Source organism: Amycolatopsis sp. 505 (assembly GCF_031625235.1).
Lineage (GTDB): Bacteria > Actinomycetota > Actinomycetes > Mycobacteriales > Pseudonocardiaceae > Amycolatopsis.
The window spans coordinates 169191-188148 of sequence record NZ_JACKQP010000010.1 but is presented as its reverse complement, the minus strand read 5'-3'; the positions used below and the strand labels follow the sequence as shown (position 1 = coordinate 188148).

Below are 18958 nucleotides of genomic sequence, written 5' to 3'. Positions count from 1 at the left end.
ACCATGAGCACCACCGCAACGACCCACGGAGCGCGCGACCACGCCCGCGCCCAGGCCGGCACCGTGGTCGACACGATGCCGTCGATCCCGGCGAGCACCTGGCCCGCGCCGCCGGCCGAGGTCGCCCCCGAGGCGCTGACCTGGGCCGAAACCGTGGCCGGCGGCGGGTACACGCACAAGGTGCTGGCCCGCGGCACGCGGCTGCGGCTGACCGACGTCGACGGCGACGCCTGCGCGCACCTGCTGCTGTTCAACGCCGACGGGCCGTGGGAGCGGCTGAACGTCGCGGACACGGTCAAGGTGCAGTGGAACGCCTACCTCGGCGAGTCGGTGGCGCTGCTGTCGGACCAGGCGCGGGTGCTCGCCACCATCGTCGCGGATTCGAGCGGGCAGCACGACGCGCTCTGCGGAACGTCCACTGTGGACGGCAACATCACGCGCTACGGCGACGGCGCCCCGGAGAGCCCTTCCCCCGCCGGGCTGCCGCTGCTCACCCTGGCGGCGGCCAAGAACGGCCTCGGACCGCGTGATCTGCCGCCGAGCCTGTCCTTCTTCCAGGGGGTGCGGGTCCAGCCGGAGGGCGACCTGGAGTTCACCGGCTCCGCGGGCGCCGGCCGGTCGGTCGACCTGCGGATCGAGATCCCGTCGATCGTGCTGATCGCGAACGTCGCCCACCCGGTCGACCCGCGGCCGGACTACACCGTGACCAAGCTCGAAGTCCTCGCCTGGCGCGACCGGCCGACCACCCCGGACAGTCCGGAATGGACCCACACGCCGGAAGCGCAGCGCGCGTTCGAGAACACCGCCGACTACCTGACCGCACGGGGGATCGCATGAGCACGGCCTACGAGTCCCAGCTGGAAGTCAGCGTCGACGTTCCCGCGCGGGCGCCGTATTCGACGGTGCTGCAGCAGGGCCAGGAGCTGGCGATCATCGACCTCGGCGGCAACCAGGCCGTCGACTTCCTCTGCTACGACGCGAACGACACCGCCAAGCGCTACAGCGCGGCCGCGACGATCGCCGCGCAGGGCAACATCTTCCTGACCACCGGCAGCGTGCTGCGCACCCAGGAGGGCGCGCCGCTGCTCACCGTCGTCGCCGACACCTGCGGCCGCCACGACACGCTCGGCGGCGCGTGCAGCAAGGAGTCCAACAGCCTCCGCTACGGCCAGCACACCCGGTACCAGCACGCCTGCGTGGAGAACTTCCTCATCGAGGGCGCCAAGTGGGGCCTCGGCAAGCGCGACCTGGTCAGCAACGTCAACTGGTACATGAACGTGCCGGTCGAGGAAGACGGCACGCTCGGCATCGTCGACGGCATCTCCGCGCCGGGCCTGGAAGTCCGGCTGCGCGCCGAGACCGACGTGCTGGTGCTCGTCTCGAACTGCCCGCAGATCAACAACCCGTGCAACGGGTTCGACCCGACGCCGGTGCGGATGGTCGTCATCTCCCCGGGAGTCGGCGCGTGAGGCTGCTCGTCGCCAACCGCGGCGAGATCGCGGTCCGGATCCTGCGCAGCGCGAAGGACCTGGGTCTCGAAACCGTCGCGGTGCACTCCGACGCCGACCGCCTCGCCCCGCACGTCCGGCTGGCCGGCCGGGCCGTCCGGCTCGGTCCGGCACCCGCGGCGGAAAGCTACCTGCGGGCCGACGCCATCATCCGGGCCGCGCTCGACACCAGCTGCGACGCGATCCATCCCGGCTACGGGTTCCTTTCGGAGGACGCGGCGTTCGCGCGGGCCTGCGAAGACGCCGGGATCGCGTTCGCCGGGCCGTCGCCGGAACACCTGGAGGTGTTCGGCAGCAAGCACACCGCGCGCGAAGCGGCGATCGCGGCCGGCGTCCCCCTGCTCGCCGGCACCGGCCTGTTGTCCGATGTGGACGAAGCGCTGGCCCGCGCGGAGGACATCGGCTACCCGGTGATGCTCAAGGCGACCGGCGGCGGGGGCGGGATCGGGATGCGCGCCTGCGCGGCGCCGGACGAGCTGCGCGCCGCCTGGGACACCGTGCGCAGCGTCGCCGCCAAGAGCTTCGCCAGCTCCGGCGTCTTCCTCGAACGCCTGGTGACCCGCGCGCGGCACGTCGAGGTCCAGGTGTTCGGCGACGGCTTCGGCGAGGTCCTGGCCCTGGGCACGCGCGACTGCTCGCTGCAGCGGCGCAACCAGAAGGTCGTCGAGGAGTGCCCGGCGCCGGACCTGCCCGAGGACGTCCGGAAGCACCTGGTGGAGTCCGCCGTCGCGCTGTGCTCGTCGGTGCGGTACCGCTCGGCGGGCACGGTCGAGTACGTCTACGACGCCGAGCGCGGCGAGGCGGCGTTCCTCGAGGTCAACACCCGGCTGCAGGTCGAGCACCCGGTCACCGAGGCGGTCTACGGCGTCGACCTGGTCGCCTGGATGCTCCGGCTGGCCCAGGGCGACCGCGCGATGTTCCGCGCGACGCCGGTCCCGCGCGGGCACGCCGTCGAAGCGCGCGTGTACGCCGAAGACCCGGGCGCCGGGCACCGGCCGAGCGCGGGTATCGTCACCCGGGTCACCCTGCCCGAGGACACCCGCGTGGACACCTGGGTCGAGCCGGGCACGACCGTCACCACGCACTACGACCCGTTGCTGGCCAAGGTGATCTGCACCGGCGCCGACCGCACCGAAGCACTGGCGAACCTCCGTGAAGCGCTCGCCGCGACCCGGTTCGACGGCGTCCAGACCAACCTCGGGCAGCTGCGGGCAGCGGCCGCCGAACCGGCGTTCGGCGCCGCCGCGCACGACACGTCCACTTTGGACGACATCGGGGACGCGGAGCCGCGGATCGACGTCCTGCGCGGCGGGACGATGACGACCGTGCAGGACTGGCCGGGCCGCACCGGGTACTGGGCCGTCGGGGTGCCGCCGAGCGGGCCGATGGACGACCTTTCGCTGCGGCTGGGCAACCTCGCGCTCGGCAACCCCGAGGGCGCGCCCGGTCTGGAGTGCACCGTGGACGGCGTCGCGCTGCGGTTTTCGGACGCCACCGAGGTGTGCGTCACCGGCGCTCCGACGACCGTGCTCGTCGACGGCGCCGAGGTTCCGCTGTGGACCGCCGTCGAGGTCCCGGCGGGCGCGGTCCTCGACGTCCGGGCGTGCACGGCCGGCCTGCGCAGCTACGTCCTGGTACGTGGTGGTGTCGACGTGCCGGAGTTCCTCGGCAGCGCGGCGACGTTCACCCTGGGAAAATTCGGCGGGCACGGCGGCCGCGCGCTGGCCGCCGGGGACGTCCTGCGGCCCGGGCCGGCGCCCGCAGACCCGGTCGTGGGACCGGTACCGGCCGCCGAACGCCCGGGCTTCGCTCCCCAGTGGACGATCGGCGCCCTCGAAGGCCCGCACGCGGCCCCGGAGTTCTTCACCCCGGACGACGTCGACACGTTCTACGCCACGGACTGGCAGGTGCACTTCAACTCGGCGCGCACCGGTGTCCGGCTCGTCGGGCCGCGGCCGCGGTGGGCGCGGCCGGACGGCGGCGAAGCGGGCCTGCACCCGTCGAACATCCACGACACGCCGTACGCGATCGGCGCCGTCGACTACACCGGCGACCTGCCGATCCTGCTCGGCCCGGACGGGCCCAGCCTCGGCGGGTTCGTCTGCCCGGCGACCGTCGCCACCGGCGAGCGGTGGAAGCTCGGCCAGCTGCGGCCGGGCGACACCGTGCGGTTCGTGCCGATCGGCACCGACCACGCGGCGGCGCTGCGGACGCGGCCGGCGTCCGCGGTCGAGCCGAGCCGGGCCGCGCGCGACGACGGCGGCGTCCTCGCGCGGCTGTCCTCGTCGGAGGACGAGCCGTCGGTCACCTACCGCCGCAGCGGCGACGACAACCTGCTCGTCGAGTACGGCGAGATGAAGCTCGACCTCGCGCTGCGGATGCGGGTGCACGCGCTGGCCGAGCGGCTCACCGCGGAGGGCGTGCCCGGGATCGTCGACCTGACGCCGGGCATCCGGTCGCTGCAGGTCCACGTCGACCCGGACGCGCTGCCGGTCGGCAAGGCCCTCGGGCTGGTCCGCGAGCTGGAGCGGGACCTGCCGCCGACGCACGACCTCGTGGTGCCGAGCCGCAGTGTCCGGCTGCCGCTGTCGTGGGACGACCCGGCCACCCGGGAGGCGATCGAGCGGTACATGACCGGCGTCCGCGACGACGCACCCTGGTGCCCGTGGAACATCGAGTTCATCCGGCGGGTCAACGGTCTGTCCAGTGTGGACGACGTGTACCGGACGGTGTTCGACGCGGAGTACCTCGTGCTCGGCCTCGGCGACGTCTACCTCGGCGCGCCGGTGGCGACGCCGCTGGACCCGCGCCACCGCCTGGTGACGACGAAGTACAACCCGGCGCGGACGTGGACGGCGGAGAACTCCGTCGGCATCGGCGGTGCCTACCTGTGCATCTACGGCATGGAGGGCCCGGGCGGCTACCAGTTCGTCGGGCGGACGGTCCAGGTGTGGAACAGCTGGCACGGCGGCGACCAGCCGTGGAACCTGCGGTTCTTCGACCGGATCTCCTGGTACCCGGTGTCGGCCGAAGAACTCCTGGACCTGCGGGCGCAGAGCGCGTCCGGGCAGCTGGAGCTCGACACCACCGAGGGCACCTTCGCCCTGGCGGACTACCAGAAGTTCCTCGCGGACAACGCCGGGAGCATCGCCGAGTTCCGGGCGACGCAGGCGGCGGCGTTCGAGGCGGAGCGGCAGGCATGGGCCGCGGCCGGCGAGTTCGACCCGAAGCCGGAGCCGGTCACCCGGCCGCCGGCGCGGGTCGAGGCGCCGCCGGGCGGGCACGTCGTCGAGGCGCCGTTCGCGGCGACGGTGTGGCGGGTCGACGTCACCGCGGGCGAACGCGTCGAGAACGCGCAGTCGCTGGTGACGCTGGAAGCGATGAAGACGGAGGCGCGGATCCCCGCGCCGGCCGGCGGAGAGGTGGTCGAGGTGCTCGTATCCCCCGGTGACCAGGTGGCGCCCGGCACACCGTTGGTGGTGCTCGGATGAGTCTTGTGGAACGAGTGCGGGCCGCGTACCGGCGGATCGAGCAGGTGGACCGGCCGGAGATCTGGATCGACCTCCGGCCGGAAGCCGACGTCCTGGCCGAGGCGGCGGCGCTGCCGGAGCACGGGTTGCCCCTGTACGGGAAACTCGTGGCGGTCAAGGGCAACATCGACGTCGCCGGGCTGCCGACGACGGCGGCCTGCCCGGAGTACGCCTACAAACCGGAGGCCGACGCGCCGGTCGTGGCGCGGCTGCGGGCGGCGGGCGCTTTGGTGCTCGGCACCACCAACCTGGACCAGTTCGCGACCGGTTTGGTCGGGACGCGCAGCCCGTACGGCGCAGTCCGCAACGCCGTGGACCCGGCGTACGTCTCGGGCGGGTCGAGTTCGGGGTCCGCGGTGGCGGTCGCTCTCGGCATCGTGGACTTGGCGTTGGGGACCGACACCGCGGGCTCGGGCCGGGTGCCCGCGGCGTTCAACGGGATCGTCGGGCTCAAGCCGACGCCGGGCCTGCTGCCGACGCTCGGTGTGGTTCCTGCGTGCGCGAGCATCGACTGCGTCTCGCTGTTCGCGAGGACGGTCGAGGAGGCGTCGTTCGCGCTGACCTGCCTGGCCGAGCCCGCGCAGGTCCACACGGGACGGTTCCGGCTCGGTGTCCCGTCCCCGGACCAGCTGGGTCCCCTGGCTCCTGGCTGGGCCGAAGCGTTCGAGGCGGCCGTCGCGGAGTACGCGGCAGCGGGTGCCGAAGTGACCACTGTGGACATTTCGGCGTTCCTGGAAGCAGCACAGATGTTGTACGGCGGCGCGTTCGTCGCCGAGCGGTACACGGCGGTCGGTGAGTTCATCGACGCGCACCCGGACGTCGTCGACCCGGTCGTGCGCTCGATCATCGCCCCGGCCCGGGACATTCCCGCGCACCGGCTGTTCGCCGACCAGGCCACGCTGGCCGGCCTGCGGGCGGAGGCGCTGGTCGCGCTGGCCGGCGTCGACGCGCTCCTGCTGCCGACAACGACCGAGCACCCGACGATCGCCGAAGTCGCCGCCGACCCGGTGGCGGTCAACGCCCGCCTGGGCCGGTTCACCAACGCCACCAACCTGTTCGGCCTGTCGGCCCTCGCCGTCCCGGCCGGGTCGGTGGCCGGCCGCCCGTTCGGCGTGATGTTCCTCGGCGCCCCGCACGACGACCTGAAGCTGGCGGCCCTGGCGGGATTGCGGCGGGAGCGCATCCCGATCGTGGTGGTCGGCGCGCACCTGCGGGGTCAACCGCTCAACCACGAGCTCACGTCCCGCGGCGGCCGGTTCGTGTCCGCGGTCTCGACGGCGGCTGCGTACCGGCTGTACGCCCTGGACACCGTGCCGCCGAAGCCCGGGCTGGTGCGGGTTGCCTCCGGCGGTGTTTCGGTGGCCGCGGAGGTGTGGGAGCTGCCCCCGCAGGGGTTCGGCGAGTTCGTGGCCGGAATCCCGGCGCCGCTGGCCATCGGCAAGCTCGAACTGGCCGACGGCACACGAGTGCCGGGCTTCCTGTGCGAGCCATCGGCAACGGAAGGAGCGGAGGACATCTCGGCCAAGGGTGGCTGGCTGGCCCACCTCGCCGGATAAACCGGTTGCGCGGCGGGGTGACACTGAGGTCATGAACACCCTGCCTTGCGGCCATCCGGGCCGCATCGGCACCCCGCGCACCTGTTTGCATCTGGCTGTCGAAGAACCTCCCCCGTCCACCCGCCACCTGACCGGCGTGGGCACCCGCTACGACCTCGTCTGCGCCGAGTGCACCCCGGCCGCGCTGGTCGACGTCTGCGAAAGCTGCGCCGACCGGGCCGACCAGAAGAGCTTTCCCTCACGCTGGCACGGCGAGCCCGAAGTCCTCCTGCGGGACAGGGAACTCGGTGGCACCTGGTCCACCCGCCCTTGCCCGGTCCGGCCGCTGAACGACGGCTGCCTGGCACCCATGCCCGGCCACTGGCTCGCCCTGACCGCGGAAGGATTCGTCCGGATCACCGGCGACGACCAATGGCTTGTCGGCCCGGTCGAGCTGCCCGAGGAGAACCCCGTCGACGAGTACGGCTTCCCCGACCGCCCCCGCCGCGGCCTGCACACCTCACGCGACGGGCGGTTCGCGGCGGTCGTCTCCGACTACGGTCAGTTCGCCACGGTCGTCGACCTCGACGAGTGGGCCACCGTGCTCGACCTCGACCGGGAGCGGAACGACAACGAGTTCACCCGGTACCCGCTGGCCTTCCTCGGCCAAGGCGAGACGGCCAAGGTCGTCGCGGCCACCGACTGGAACCGGCTGGACGTGTTCACCCTGCCCGGCGCAGAACTGCTGACCGACCGGCAGACCGCGGCACCGCAGAAGGGCGAGCCGGAACCCGAGCACTACCTCGACTACTTCCAGGGCGCGCTCCACGTGAGCCCGTCCGAGCGGTGGCTCGTCACCGACGGCTGGGTCTGGCATCCCATCGGCGCCCCGGAGGCCGTCGACCTCGCCGCCTGGCTGGGCGGGGACCGGCACGCGGCCGAACACGCGCGCAGCCTCACCCCCGGCCGCGAGCACGCCTGGGACCAGCCGATGGCCTGGGTGGACGACCGGACCGTCGCGATCCAGCGGATGGGGGTCGCCGACGACCGGATGCTCGACGGCGTCGAACTCTACGACGCCACCACCGGCCGCCGCACCGGGATGTTCGCCGGTCCGAAGGGCCCGATGTGGGCCCACGGCGGCCTCCTGTACGTCGCCGCCGAAGCCGGGCTCGAGGTCTGGGACCCGGCCGGCGGCGCCCGCGTCGGCTTCCTCGAAGGCTTCACGCCGATCGCCCACCACGACGGCACCTTCGCCGAACTCCGTAACGATCAGCTGAGAACTTGGACAACTGCGCGGTAACAAGCCTCACTGCTGGGCACTTCGCCGCCGATCCACTTGAGTGAACCCCCGGAGGCGGCCATGACCACGGCGACCAGATCCCCGCAGACCACCCTCGTCCACTCGTACCTGTTCCTCCGGCGCGCCATCGGGCTCATCGGCCTGGCCCTGCCGTTCGTGCTCATCCTCGGCAAGCAGCTCGTCCAGGGCGGCGACCTCCTCGGCTCGCTGAGCAGCTACTACTACACCGATCTCCGGGACGTCCTCGTCGGCGCCATGTGCGCGGTCGGCGTGTTCCTGCTGGCCTACTACGGCCACGACTACGTCGACAACATCGCGAGCACGGTCGCCGGACTGGGCGCGATCGGCCTCGCGCTGTTCCCCACCACCCCAGACCACGACGTCACGGGCTGGGACCGCACGGTCGGTGTGCTGCACCTCGCGTTCGCCGCGGTGTTCTTCCTCTCCCTCGCCTACTTCTGCCTGAGGCTGTTCCCGCACGACGGCGAACAGCCGGAGAAGTTCGGCGCCCTCTACCGCGTCTGCGGCGGCGTGATCCTCGTCTGCCTGGTGCTCATCGCCCTGGCCAAGTACCTCGGGCTCACCCCGGACCTGCACCCGGCGCTGTGGCTCGAGGCCGTCGCCGTGGAGGCGTTCGGCGTCGCCTGGGCCGTCAAAGGCGGCACCCTGAAGCCCAGGAGTGTGCCGTAGCCCACTCGACCGGGCCACACCACTGGTTACCGGTGGGTAACAAGGGCTATCGTGCGGTCAACAACGTCTACATCTCTGGAGCATTCGTGGCCGCACCAGCAACGCCGCTCGCGCCGACCGCGCGAGGCGTGCGCAATGTCGCCTTCGTCGAGGGGGTCCGCACCCCCTTCGGCAAGGCCGGCGACAAGGGCATGTACGCCGGGACCCGGGCCGACGACCTCGTCGTCAACGCCATCCGCGAGCTGCTGCGGCGGCACCCCGAACTGCCGCCCGAACGCGTCGACGAGGTGGCCATCGCCGCCACCACCCAGACCGGTGACCAGGGCCTGACCATCGGCCGCACCGCCGCACTGCTGGCCGGGCTGCCCAAGTCCGTGCCCGGCTTCGCCATCGACCGCATGTGCGCCGGCGCCATGACGGCCGTCACCACCGCCGCGTCCGGCATCGGCTTCGGCGCCTACGACATCGCCATCGCCGGCGGCGTCGAGCACATGGGCCGCCACCCGATGGGCGAAGGCGTCGACCCGAACCCGCGGATCATCGCCGACAAGCTCGTCGACCCGACCGCCCTGGTCATGGGCCAGACCGCCGAGAACCTGCACGACCGGTTCCCCGCGATCACCAAGCAGCGCACCGACGCCTACGCCGCGCGCAGCCAGGAGCGCTACGCCGAAGCCGTCAAGACCGGCAAGATCGGCCCCGAGCTGGTCCCGGTCGCCACCCGTTCGAAGGAACTGGGCTGGGGCCTGGCCACCGAGGACGAGCCGCCGCGGCCGGGCACCACGGTCGAGCAGCTGGCGAACCTCAAGACGCCGTTCCGCCCGTTCGGCCGGGTCACCGCGGGCAACGCCGCGGGCCTCAACGACGGCGCCACCGCATCGCTCCTCGCCGACGAGGACACCGCCCGCGAGCTGGGCCTGCCGGTCGCCATGCGGCTGGTCGGCTACTCCTTCGCCGGCGTCGAGCCGGAGGTCATGGGCATCGGCCCGGTGCCGGCCACGGAGAAGCTGTTCAAGCGCACCGGCCTGTCCATCGACGACATCGGCCTGTTCGAGATCAACGAGGCCTTCGCCGTGCAGGTGCTGGCCTTCCTCGACCACTTCGGCATCGACGACGAAGACCCGCGCGTCAACCAGTGGGGCGGCGCCATCGCCTGCGGCCACCCGCTGGCCTCGTCCGGCGTCCGCCTGATGACGCAGCTGGCCCGCCAGTTCGCCGAGCGGCCCGACGTGCGGTACGGCATGACCACGATGTGCATCGGCATCGGCATGGGCGGCACCGTGATCTGGGAGAACCCGGCGTTCGAGGGGACCAAGTAATGACTTTCACCGCAGAAGAGGCGAAGGCCGCGTTCCCCGACGAGGTCGTCACCCACGCGAAGACCCGCCTGATCAAGGTGCCCGGCCTGACCAAGCAGGTCGCGCTGATCACGCTCGACAACGGCCACGACCACACCCGGCCGAACACCTTCGGCCCGCAGGGGCTCGTGTCGTTGAACGCCGCCCTCGACGAAGCCTTCGCCGCCGAGCCGGCCGCGATCGCCGTCACCGGCAAGCCGTTCATCTTCGCCGTCGGCGCCGACCTGTCCGGCGTCGAAGCCGTCAGCGACCCGAAGCTGGCGCGCGAGATCGCCCAGACCGGGCACGACGTGTTCCGCCGCCTCACCGAGTCTTCGATTCCCACCTTCGGGTTCGTCAACGGCGCGGTCATGGGCGGCGGCCTGGAGCTGGCCCTGTCCTGCCACTACCGGACGCTGTCGGAGAACACCGCCGCCATCGCGTTCCCCGAGGTCTTCCTCGGCCTGTTCCCGGGCTGGGGCGGCACGCAGCTGCTGCCGAACCTGATCGGCGCGGACGCCGCCGTCACGGTGATCATCGAAAACGCCCTGGCGCAGAACAAGATGCTCAACGTCAAGCAGACGGCCGAGCTCGGCATCGTCGACGCGGTCTTCGGCTCGGCCGACTACCTCGAGCAGTCGCTGCTGTGGCTGGCGAAGGTCGTCAACGGCGAGATCGAGCCGGAGCGCCGCGAGATCGACCGCGGCTCGGCCTGGGACGCCGCCATCGCCCGCGCCAAGTCCATTGTGGACGGCCGCACGCACGGCGCGTCGCCGGGCGCCACCAAGGCCGTCGAGCTGCTCGAACTGGCCCGTGAGAACGACCTCGACCGCGGCTACGCGGCCGAGACCGACGGGCTCGCCGAGCTGCTCATGTCCGACGTCCTGCGCGCCGGGCTGTACTCGTTCAACCTGGTCAACAAGCGCGCCAAGCGCCCGGCCGGCGCGCCGGACAAGTCCCTGGCGCGCAAGGTGAACAAGGTCGGCATCGTCGGCGCCGGCCTGATGGCCACCCAGCTCGCGCTGCTGTTCGTCCGCCGCCTGAAGGTGCCGGTCGTGCTCACCGACGTCGACCAGGAGCGCGTCGACAAGGGCGTCGGGTACGTCCACGCCGAGATCGACAAGCTCCTGGCCAAGAAGCGCGTCTCCCCGGACGGCGCGAACCGGCTCAAGGCGCTCGTCACCGGCTCGCTCGACAAGGCCGCGTTCGCCGGCGCCGACTTCGTCATCGAGGCCGTCTTCGAGGAACTGGGCGTCAAGCAGCAGGTGTTCGCCGAGCTGGAGCAGCACGTCAAGCCCGAGGCGATCCTGGCGACGAACACCTCGTCGCTGTCGATCACCGCGATGGCGTCGAAGCTGCAGCACCCCGAGCGCGTGGTCGGCTTCCACTTCTTCAACCCGGTCGCCGTGCTGCCGCTGCTGGAGATCGTCCGCGGTGAGAAGACCGACGACGCGGCCCTGGCGACGGCGTTCTCGGTCGGCAAGCAGCTGAAGAAGTCCAGCGTGCTGGTGAAGGACGCGAGCGCGTTCGTCGTCAACCGGCTGCTGCTGCGCTTCCTCGGCGAGGTGCTGGTCACCGTCGACGAGGGCACGCCGTTCGACGTGGCCGACAAGGCCCTCGAGCCGCTGGGCCTGCCGATGACGCCGCTGACGCTGATGCAGCTCGTCGGCCCGGCCATCGCGCTGCACGTCGGCGAGACGCTGCACGAGGCCTTCCCGGACCGGTTCACCGTGTCCGAGAACCTCGCGAAGTTCGTCAAGGCCGGCAAGAAGGGCGTCTGGATCTGGGACGCCCAGGGCAACCAGTCGGCCGACCCGGAGGTCGTCGAACTCTGGACCCAGAGTGACCGGCCGTCCACTTCGGAGCAGGTGCGGGAGCGCGCGCTCGCGGCCATCGCCGAGGAGATCCGGATCATGCTCGACGAGGGCGTGGTCGCCGAGGCGCAGGACATCGACCTGTGCCTGATCCTCGGTGCGGGCTGGCCGTTCTGGAACGGCGGCATCACGCCGTACCTGGACCGCTCCGGCGTCTCCGAGCGGGTGAACGGCAAGCCGTTCCTCGCCCCGGGCGTGGCCTCGGTCCCGACGGCCTAGTACTCGCCCTCGCGAGGGCACTTCGGCGGCGGCGCAGTGAGTTTCAGCTGCGCCGCCGTCGTGTCGGAGTCGATCACCGTGACCCGCTCGGCGGTCCGGTAGCGGGCGTGCAGCTCCTGCGCCCAGGCCTTCAGGTCGGTGCCCGGGACGGCGAGCAGCGAGACCGACGGCGGGTCCAGGAACACCCGCCGCGCCTTCGGGTCGTCGCGCAGCACCGGCACCGCGGCCCGCATGTCCTCTTCGGACGAATACGTCACGACGACCGCCGCGCACAGCGTGTGCCCGGCCAGGGGCGCCGGGTTCGTGTCCACCGGCAGGTCCGGTGGCCGGACGAGCGCGGCGATGAAGAAGGCCAGCCCGACGCCGGCCGCCAGGGCCAGCGCGCCGACCGGCACCAGCACCCGGGCCAGGGGTTTGTCCGCCACACCGAAGATCACAGCACACGTTGGCCGCCGGGACACCGCCCGTTCACCCCGGCGGCTTAGCGTCCCGCCGTGACCACCGACAGACGCCGCTTCCTCAAGGGTGCCGGACTCGCGGCCGCCGCCGCGGGCGTGCCCCTCGCGGCTCCCGCCGCCGCTTCCGCTTCCGCTCCCGCCGAGTTCGACCTGGGCCGGGTGTGCGGCCGCTACCAGTGGCTGGTCGGCGACCACCACACGCACAGCCAGTACTCCTACGACGCGATGTACCGGATCGACGACATCGCGCGCGGCGGGCGGGCGCACGGCGCGGACTGGATCGTCTTCACCGACCACGGCCACGCCGAGCACGAGAAGGTGTCGGTCGAGCCCACCGAGGCGGACTTCATCGCCGCCCGGCGGAAGTACCCGGACCTGCTGCTGTGGCACGGCATGGAGTGGAACGTCCCGGGCGCCGAGCACGCGACCGTCTTCTTCCAGGCCGGTTCGGCGCAGGCGGCCAAGCTGCGCGAGTTCGAGCGGGCGTTCGACTGGCGGCTGACGAACTCGGAGGCGTCGAGCCCGGCGAACGAAGCCCTCGCGCTGCGGGCGTTGCGCTGGCTCGCCGACGAGGAACGGGCGCGGCGGATCCACGCGCCGGTCGTGCTGATCAACCACCCGCTGCGCAACGGCCGCGTCGCCCCGCACGAGCTGCGGGCCTACCGCGACGCCGCGCCGGACATCGTCATCGGTATGGAGGGCGCACCCGGCGCCCAGGCGGACGGCTTCCCGAAGCCGCTCGGCAACGGCGGTGCGCGCGGCGGGTACGTCAACTACCCCGGTGCGAACTCGTGGCCCGGCTTCCCGGCCGAGGCGTACCGGACGCACGGCGGCTGGGACTGGGCGACGGCGAAGGTCGGCGGGCTGTGGGACTCGCTGCTCGCCGAGGGCAAGCCGTGGTGGGTCACCACGAATTCGGACTCGCACTACAACCGCGGCGACACGCTGGTCCGCCCGGACGTGCCGGGCGACTGGTACGACACGCACGGCAAGTTCCCGGACCCGGTCGACTCCGGCAAGCCGCAGCTGCTCGCGCCGTACGCGGACTTCTACCCCGGCGAGTTCAGCCGCACGTACGTCGGCGTCACGCGGCGGAGTCTCGAAGGCGTCCTCGAAGGCCTGCGGGCCGGGCGGATCTGGGGCTCGCACGGCGGTCTGGTCGCCGGGCTCGAGGTCGAGGCGCACGGCGGTGGCTCCGCGGCGACGCTGGGCGGGCGCCTGCGGGTGCGGCGGGGCTCGGACGTCACGGTCGTCGTGCGGGCGCGGCTGGCGTCCCGGCCGAACGGCGGCGGCTCGGTGCCGCGGCTGGCGCGCCTGGACGTCATCGCGGGGCCCGTCACCGGCCCGGCCGCCGACCGCGACACGATGACCGCGCCGGGCACGCGGGTCGTGGAGTCGTTCGAGCCGCGCTGGGCGCCGGGACGGCAGGTGGTCTTCCGGCACACCTTCCGGAACGTCCGGGAGCCGTTCTACCTGCGGGTGCGGGGCTCGAACGGCGATGCCGAGCCGACGCCGGACGTCATCGGACAGGCGAATCCGTTCGAGGACTTGTGGTTGTACGCGAATCCGGTTTTTGTGGACCTGTGCTGAGTGGACTGTCCCGTCGGCTGCTCGTGTGGTCGATCATGACCGGGTTGCGGTTCCTGTTGCGGCTGCCTTCACCCGTGCTGCGGGTGATCGCGGGCCGTCCGGTGGTGGTGGACGGCCGGCGGCCGGTCCTCACCGCCCAGGTGCTCATGCGCGTGTCGCGGCTGGCGCCGTTCGACTCGCCGCACCAGAACGGCAGCCTGGCGCGGGCCCGGACCGAGCTGAACCTGGCGGGGGCGCTGGCCGGTGCCGGGATCTGCCCCGGCGTCCGGACCCGCGACGCGTCGTGGCCCGGGCCGGGCGGGCCGCTGCCCTTGCGGTGGTACGAACCGGAGGGCGTCCCGGCGCCCGCCCCGGCGATCGTGTACTTCCACGGCGGCGGGTTCGTGCTCGGCAGCATCGACACGCACGAAGGCGCGTGCCGGCTGCTCGCCGAGGAAGCCGGGGTGCGGGTGGTGTCGATCGGCTACCGGCTCGCGCCGGAACACCCGTTCCCGGCGGCGGCTTCGGACGCGGTGGCGGCGTTCGCTTTCGTCCACGAGCACGCGGCGGAGTTCGGCATCGACCCGGCGCGGCTGGCGGTGGGCGGCGACAGCAGCGGCGGCAACTTGGCGGCGGTGGTGGCCCACGCGGCGGCCCGCGGCGAGCTGCCCCGCCCGGCGTTCAGCCTCCTGCTCACCCCGGCGACGGACGCCCTCGGCGGGTCGGAGTCGCACCGGCAGTTCGGCTCGGGCTTCCGCCTCGACCGCGACGAGTGGGCCTGGTACCGCGACCAGTACGTCCGCGACCCGGAGTCCTACACCGACCCGCGAGCCTCGGTCCTGTACGACGAAAGTCTCGACGGCCTCCCCCCGACGTACGTGGCCACGTGCGGCTTCGACCTCCTCCGCGACGAAGGCGAGGCCTACGCAACCCGCCTCGCCACAGCGGGGGTCGCGTTGGTGCACCGACGTCACGAAGGCCAGCTCCACGGCTTCGCCAACCGGGTCGGCGTCGACCCGGACGCCCGCGCAGCCATGCTCCACGCCGCCGGAGTCCTCCGAGCCGGCCTCGCCCTCACCCCACCCCGTGATCAGGAAGTCGACACGCGTGATTGAAGGGTCGACACGCGTGATTGAGGGGACGACACGACGGATCGACCGAGCCGCGGCGTGTCGTCCCTCCAATCACGTGAGTTGACCCTCCAATCACGTGAGGTGACCCTTCGATCACGGGGTCAGTGGACGGGGAGGTGGACCGTCACGCCCAAGCCGCCGCCCACGATGGGCTCGGCCGTGACCGTTCCGCCGTGGGCCGCCACCGCCGCGCGGACGATGGACAGGCCCAGACCCGCGCCGTGGCGGGCGGTGCGGGCCACGCCCGCGCGGCGGAACGGCTCGAACAGCTCCGGTACCGCCGCCGGGTCGACCAGGCCGCCCGAGGAACGGACCCGCAGTGTCGACCACCGCGGCCCCGGCTGCGTCGCCACCTCCAGCCAGCCTCCCTCGACGTTGTGGCGGACCGCGTTCTCCAGCAGGTTGCCCGCGATCCGCTCCAGCAGCGCCGGGTCGCCGAACGCGGACGCCGACAGCACGGAGAACGTCGCCCGGATGCCGCGCTGCGAGGCTTCACGCTGCACCGCGCGCCACGCCCGGTCGACGACCACCGCGAGGTCCACCGGCTCGCGCACGCCGAGCCCGGCGCCGTCGGTGCGGGCCAGCAGCAGCAGGGAGTTGACCAGCTGCCCGGCGCGCTCGGTCGCGTCGCGGACGACGCCGGCCATCCGGCGCAGCTCGGCTTCGTCGGCCGCGTCGTCGGCCAGGGTGACGTCGAGTTCCGTGCGGATCACCGACAACGGCGTCCGCAGCTCGTGACTCGCGTTGGCGACGAAGTGGCGTTGCGCGTCGAACGCCGCCTGGAGCCGGTCGAGCATGTCGTCGAACGTGCTCGCCAGCTCGGCCAGCTCGTCGCGGGAGCGGATCTCGCCGATCCGCTCCCCCAGCGACTCGACCGACAGCCGCCGCGCGGTGCCGGTGATCTCGCGCAGCGGCAGCAGCACGCGCGAGGTGAACGTCCAGGCGAGGATCGCCGCGGCCGCCACCACGAGCAGGAACGCGATCGAGCCGAACAGCAGCATCCGGTCGCGGGCATGCACGCGCAGGTGCTCGGCGAGCGTGGAGGCGTCGACCGTGACGCCGTCGACGACCACCGTGCTGCCCGGCGGCATCTGCGGGACGGTGTCGAGCGAGTCCCGCACCAGCGTCCAGGCCAGCCAGAGCAGCAGCAGGCTGACGGCGGCGACCAGCACGGTCGCCAGCAGCGTGATCCGGGCGCGGAGGGTGCGGGTGCCCGGCAGGTTCACGCGCGCTGCGGGGTGCCGGGTTCCGGCACGCGGTACCCGGAGCCGACGACGGTCTCGATGATCCCCGGCTCGCCGAGCTTCTTGCGCAGCGTCATGACGGTGACCCGGACGGTCGTGGTGAACGGGTCGGCGTTCTCGTCCCACACCCGCTCGAGCAGTTCCTCGCTGCTGACGACGGACCCGGCCGCCTGCAGCAGGACCTCGAGGACGCCGAACTCCTTGCGCGTCAGCTCCACCGGCCCGCTCGCGCGCCGCACGGTCCGCTTGGCCGGGTCGAGTTCGACGTCCCCGGCGGTGAGCAGCGGCGGCGCGGCCGGCGTGGCCCGGCGGCCCAGCGCCCGCACCCGGGCAACCAGCTCGGGGAAGGCGAACGGCTTGGCGAGGTAGTCGTCGGCGCCCAGCGACAGCCCGTCGACCCGGTCGGACACCGAGCTGCTCGCGGTGAGCATCAGCACCCGGGTCAGTTCCCCGGACGCGACGATCTCCCGGCACAGCTCGTCCCCGGACATCCCGGGCAGGTCCCGGTCCAGCAGCACGACGTCGTACCGCGTGACGGCGGCCTTCTCGTGCCCGTCGTCCCCGGTGAGCGCGACGTCCACCGCCATCCCCTCGCGGCGCAGCCCGCGGGCGATCGCGTCGGCCAGGGGTTCTTCGTCCTCGACTACCAAAACTCGCACCAGCCCACAATCCCATATTTTCCTGAGAGTGCCCTTTAAGGACGTCGTGCACCGGGTGTGACACCCCGCAGCGACTCGGCGGTCAGTACGTCTTCCGCTGCCTCGCCCAAGTGAGGAAGGCCGCCTTGGACGCGAAGGTGCGATTGCGATCGATCGTCGTGCCGTTGCTGTCCTCGACGGTGGCGCCGGTCATCTTCCCGCCGGACACCTGACCGGTCGCCTTGATGTGGGTGATGGGCTCGATCCAGCCTTCCAGACCCATGCTCTTCCTTTCCGGAACCTGTTGCCGCGTTTCGGTACTCCAGCCGAGTCGACGCCGGGCAGGCGCGTGTTACGGCAAATGACGGCGCGGCGTCGACACGCGGTCTCCCCAAGCCCGGTCCGGCGCGTCTGCCCAGCGCAGCGCGAACCACAGCCGCATCCGGGTCTCGGGATCCGCCAAATCGACGCCCAACGCCTTCTCCACCTGCGCGATCCGGTGCCGGACGCTGTTGCGGTGCACGCCCAGTTCGGCGGCGGTCGGTTCCCAGGCGCCGTGGTGGGCCAGCCATGTCCGCAGCGTCAGCACCAGCGAGCGGTCCCCCGCCCGGTCCAGCGCCACCAACGGCTCCAACGCCCTCGAAGCGAACCCGCGGGACGCGCCCGGGTCGAGCAGCGCGTCGAAGTCCAGCCGCTCGCCCCCGGCCACGACCGGATGGCCGAGCGCGAGCGCCCGCGCCAGCAGCAGCTCGGCTTCGCCCTCGGACGGCTGCCCGGCCGGCGCCGGCGAGCCCACCGCCGACAGCCAGCCGTGGGCGCGCAAGTCCTCCAGCACCGCGCGCGGCGGCACGGACCCCGCGATCGCCACGAACGACGGCCCGGGCAGCACCGAGACCAGGGGCGTGTCCAGCCGGGCCCGCAGCCAGTCCGGACGCCGGGCCACCTCGTCGGGACCCCGCCGAAACGCCGCCCCGGCGACCAGCCTGACGACGTCCGTCCCCAGCAGCGACCGGGCCGCGTCCCCCGGGGACACCCGGCCGAGCAGCAGGCCGGTGGCCGCCGCGCCCAGCTCGGCCGCGTCCGAGCCCGCGCGGCCGACCAGGCCGAGCAGGGCCGCGCCGACCGCGAGGATGGCCCGCTCGGCGCCGTCGAGCCGCCCGGGCCGGCCGACGACCACCAGGTGCGACGCCGTGGCCTGCGGGTACACCGGCTGGACGACGACGAACCCGCCGTCGAGCTCGGTGGTCGCGCTGCGGATCCCGCTGCCCGCCCGCACGGTCGCCATCAGTTCCCGCACCGGGAGCGGCAGCGGCGCGGGCGCGTCGTGCGCGGCGGCCAGCACGTCCTCGGCGCCGACCAGGGCGACCCAGGACCCCAGGACCGCCGCCAGTGCCGACGTCAGCTCGCCGAGGCCGCCGCCCGCGGCGCGCGTGAGCGTCTCGCGCGCCGCCGTGATCCGCCGCTGCTCCCGCTGGCCGGCCTCGGCCAGCGCCACCGAGACCGCCCGGTTGACCGCCAGGAACGGCGTCCGCGACGGCACGACCAGCAACGGCAGCCCGCGCCTCGCGCACGCCCGGCGCAGCGGCTCCGGCAGCGTCTCGTGCACCGTCGGGGTGAGCCCGAACCCCAGCGCCGTCACGCCGGCGTCGCGCAGCCCGCGCACGTACCGGTCGATCCGCTCCGGCAGGTTGACCCCGGCGGTGAGGATCAGCTCGCCGCCCAGCAGGTAGGGCGCGGGGTCCTCCAGCTCGCTGACGTGCGCCCAGCGCACCGGGGCGTCCAGCGCGCCCGGCCGCAGCGTCTCGGGGACGACGTCGAGCGCGAGCTCCCGGTTGCCGACCACGTCCCGTAACGGGACATTCACCTCCGTGGACAGCGCATCCGTGTTCGGAGTCATTTCGTCCCCACCGATGTCGACAT

15 protein-coding genes are annotated in these 18958 nt (G+C 72.7%); 10 read left to right on the top strand and 5 right to left on the bottom strand.

Translation table 11 applies throughout. The features are described 5' to 3' along the window. Positions 1-3 precede the first annotated feature (3 nt). The 8 genes from H5965_RS34220 (at position 4) to H5965_RS34185 (ending at position 11996) form a co-directional block, all read left to right on the top strand. Positions 4-837 (top strand): urea amidolyase associated protein UAAP1, encoded by an 834-nt coding sequence (locus tag H5965_RS34220; protein ID WP_310974916.1) that lies wholly within the window; start codon positions 4-6, stop codon positions 835-837. Continuing rightward, positions 834-1469, top strand: coding sequence for an urea amidolyase associated protein UAAP2 (locus H5965_RS34215; RefSeq protein ID WP_310974915.1), 636 nt, complete (start codon positions 834-836; stop codon positions 1467-1469). The genes H5965_RS34220 and H5965_RS34215 overlap by 4 nt, the downstream gene beginning before the upstream one ends. Then, entirely contained in the window at positions 1466-4999 is a 3534-nt protein-coding gene (gene uca / locus H5965_RS34210; RefSeq protein ID WP_310974914.1) for an urea carboxylase, read from the top strand. The genes H5965_RS34215 and uca overlap by 4 nt, the downstream gene beginning before the upstream one ends. Further along, positions 4996-6594, top strand: a complete 1599-nt coding sequence (locus H5965_RS34205) for an allophanate hydrolase (protein ID WP_310974913.1) — start codon at positions 4996-4998, stop codon at positions 6592-6594. Before uca ends, H5965_RS34205 begins: the two co-directional genes overlap by 4 nt. A 31-nt stretch (positions 6595-6625) precedes the next feature. Continuing rightward, positions 6626-7876, top strand: coding sequence for a hypothetical protein (locus H5965_RS34200; protein ID WP_310974912.1), 1251 nt, complete (start codon positions 6626-6628; stop codon positions 7874-7876). 60 nt (positions 7877-7936) lie between these two features. Beyond that, complete coding sequence (locus H5965_RS34195) at positions 7937-8566, top strand: DUF998 domain-containing protein (RefSeq protein WP_310974911.1); 630 nt, start codon at positions 7937-7939, stop codon at positions 8564-8566. Positions 8567-8694: 128 nt separating this feature from the next. Next, on the top strand, positions 8695-9885 hold the full coding sequence (locus tag H5965_RS34190; protein WP_310975226.1) for a thiolase family protein: 1191 nt from the start codon (positions 8695-8697) through the stop codon (positions 9883-9885). Continuing rightward, complete coding sequence (locus H5965_RS34185; protein ID WP_310974910.1) at positions 9885-11996, top strand: 3-hydroxyacyl-CoA dehydrogenase NAD-binding domain-containing protein; 2112 nt, start codon at positions 9885-9887, stop codon at positions 11994-11996. The genes H5965_RS34190 and H5965_RS34185 overlap by 1 nt, the downstream gene beginning before the upstream one ends. Here the strand turns inward: H5965_RS34185 and H5965_RS34180 are convergent. Beyond that, positions 11993-12421: a hypothetical protein gene (locus tag H5965_RS34180; protein WP_310974909.1), complete on the bottom strand. Its 429-nt coding sequence runs from the start codon at positions 12419-12421 to the stop codon at positions 11993-11995. The genes H5965_RS34185 and H5965_RS34180 overlap by 4 nt on opposite strands. A 69-nt stretch (positions 12422-12490) precedes the next feature. Here H5965_RS34180 and H5965_RS34175 point away from each other — a divergent pair, with 69 nt between their 5' ends. Both H5965_RS34175 and H5965_RS34170 read left to right on the top strand, forming a co-directional pair. Beyond that, on the top strand, positions 12491-14044 hold the full coding sequence (locus H5965_RS34175) for a PHP domain-containing protein (RefSeq protein ID WP_310974908.1): 1554 nt from the start codon (positions 12491-12493) through the stop codon (positions 14042-14044). Further along, positions 14038-15138 carry an alpha/beta hydrolase gene (locus tag H5965_RS34170; protein WP_310974907.1) on the top strand — a complete coding sequence of 367 codons (1101 nt, stop codon included), beginning with the start codon at positions 14038-14040 and terminating at the stop codon, positions 15136-15138. The genes H5965_RS34175 and H5965_RS34170 overlap by 7 nt, the downstream gene beginning before the upstream one ends. Before the next feature lie 119 nt (positions 15139-15257). Here H5965_RS34170 and H5965_RS34165 read toward each other — a convergent pair whose 3' ends face one another. From H5965_RS34165 to H5965_RS34150, 4 genes are all read right to left on the bottom strand, one after another. After that, positions 15258-16382 (bottom strand): HAMP domain-containing sensor histidine kinase, encoded by a 1125-nt coding sequence (locus H5965_RS34165; RefSeq protein WP_310974906.1) that lies wholly within the window; start codon positions 16380-16382, stop codon positions 15258-15260. Next, positions 16379-17059: a response regulator transcription factor gene (locus H5965_RS34160; RefSeq protein WP_043781112.1), complete on the bottom strand. Its 681-nt coding sequence runs from the start codon at positions 17057-17059 to the stop codon at positions 16379-16381. The genes H5965_RS34165 and H5965_RS34160 overlap by 4 nt, the downstream gene beginning before the upstream one ends. An 82-nt stretch (positions 17060-17141) precedes the next feature. Beyond that, positions 17142-17321: a hypothetical protein gene (locus tag H5965_RS34155; protein WP_310974905.1), complete on the bottom strand. Its 180-nt coding sequence runs from the start codon at positions 17319-17321 to the stop codon at positions 17142-17144. Between the two features lie 69 nt (positions 17322-17390). Next, positions 17391-18935, bottom strand: a complete 1545-nt coding sequence (locus H5965_RS34150; RefSeq protein ID WP_310974904.1) for a PucR family transcriptional regulator — start codon at positions 18933-18935, stop codon at positions 17391-17393. Between the last annotated feature and the right edge of the window lie 23 nt (positions 18936-18958).

What these genes read in the sequence shown, in the direction of transcription:
- H5965_RS34220 (WP_310974916.1), top strand. Translation starts at nt 4, where the DNA reads ATGAGCACCACCGCAACGACCCACGGAGCGCGCGACCACGCCCGCGCC.
- H5965_RS34200 (WP_310974912.1), top strand. Translation starts at nt 6,626, where the DNA reads ATGAACACCCTGCCTTGCGGCCATCCGGGCCGCATCGGCACCCCGCGC.
- H5965_RS34215 (WP_310974915.1), top strand. Translation starts at nt 834, where the DNA reads ATGAGCACGGCCTACGAGTCCCAGCTGGAAGTCAGCGTCGACGTTCCC.
- H5965_RS34185 (WP_310974910.1), top strand. Translation starts at nt 9,885, where the DNA reads ATGACTTTCACCGCAGAAGAGGCGAAGGCCGCGTTCCCCGACGAGGTC.
- H5965_RS34195 (WP_310974911.1), top strand. Translation starts at nt 7,937, where the DNA reads ATGACCACGGCGACCAGATCCCCGCAGACCACCCTCGTCCACTCGTAC.
- H5965_RS34150 (WP_310974904.1), bottom strand. Translation starts at nt 18,935, where the DNA reads ATGACTCCGAACACGGATGCGCTGTCCACGGAGGTGAATGTCCCGTTA.
- H5965_RS34155 (WP_310974905.1), bottom strand. Translation starts at nt 17,321, where the DNA reads ATGGGTCTGGAAGGCTGGATCGAGCCCATCACCCACATCAAGGCGACC.
- H5965_RS34205 (WP_310974913.1), top strand. Translation starts at nt 4,996, where the DNA reads ATGAGTCTTGTGGAACGAGTGCGGGCCGCGTACCGGCGGATCGAGCAG.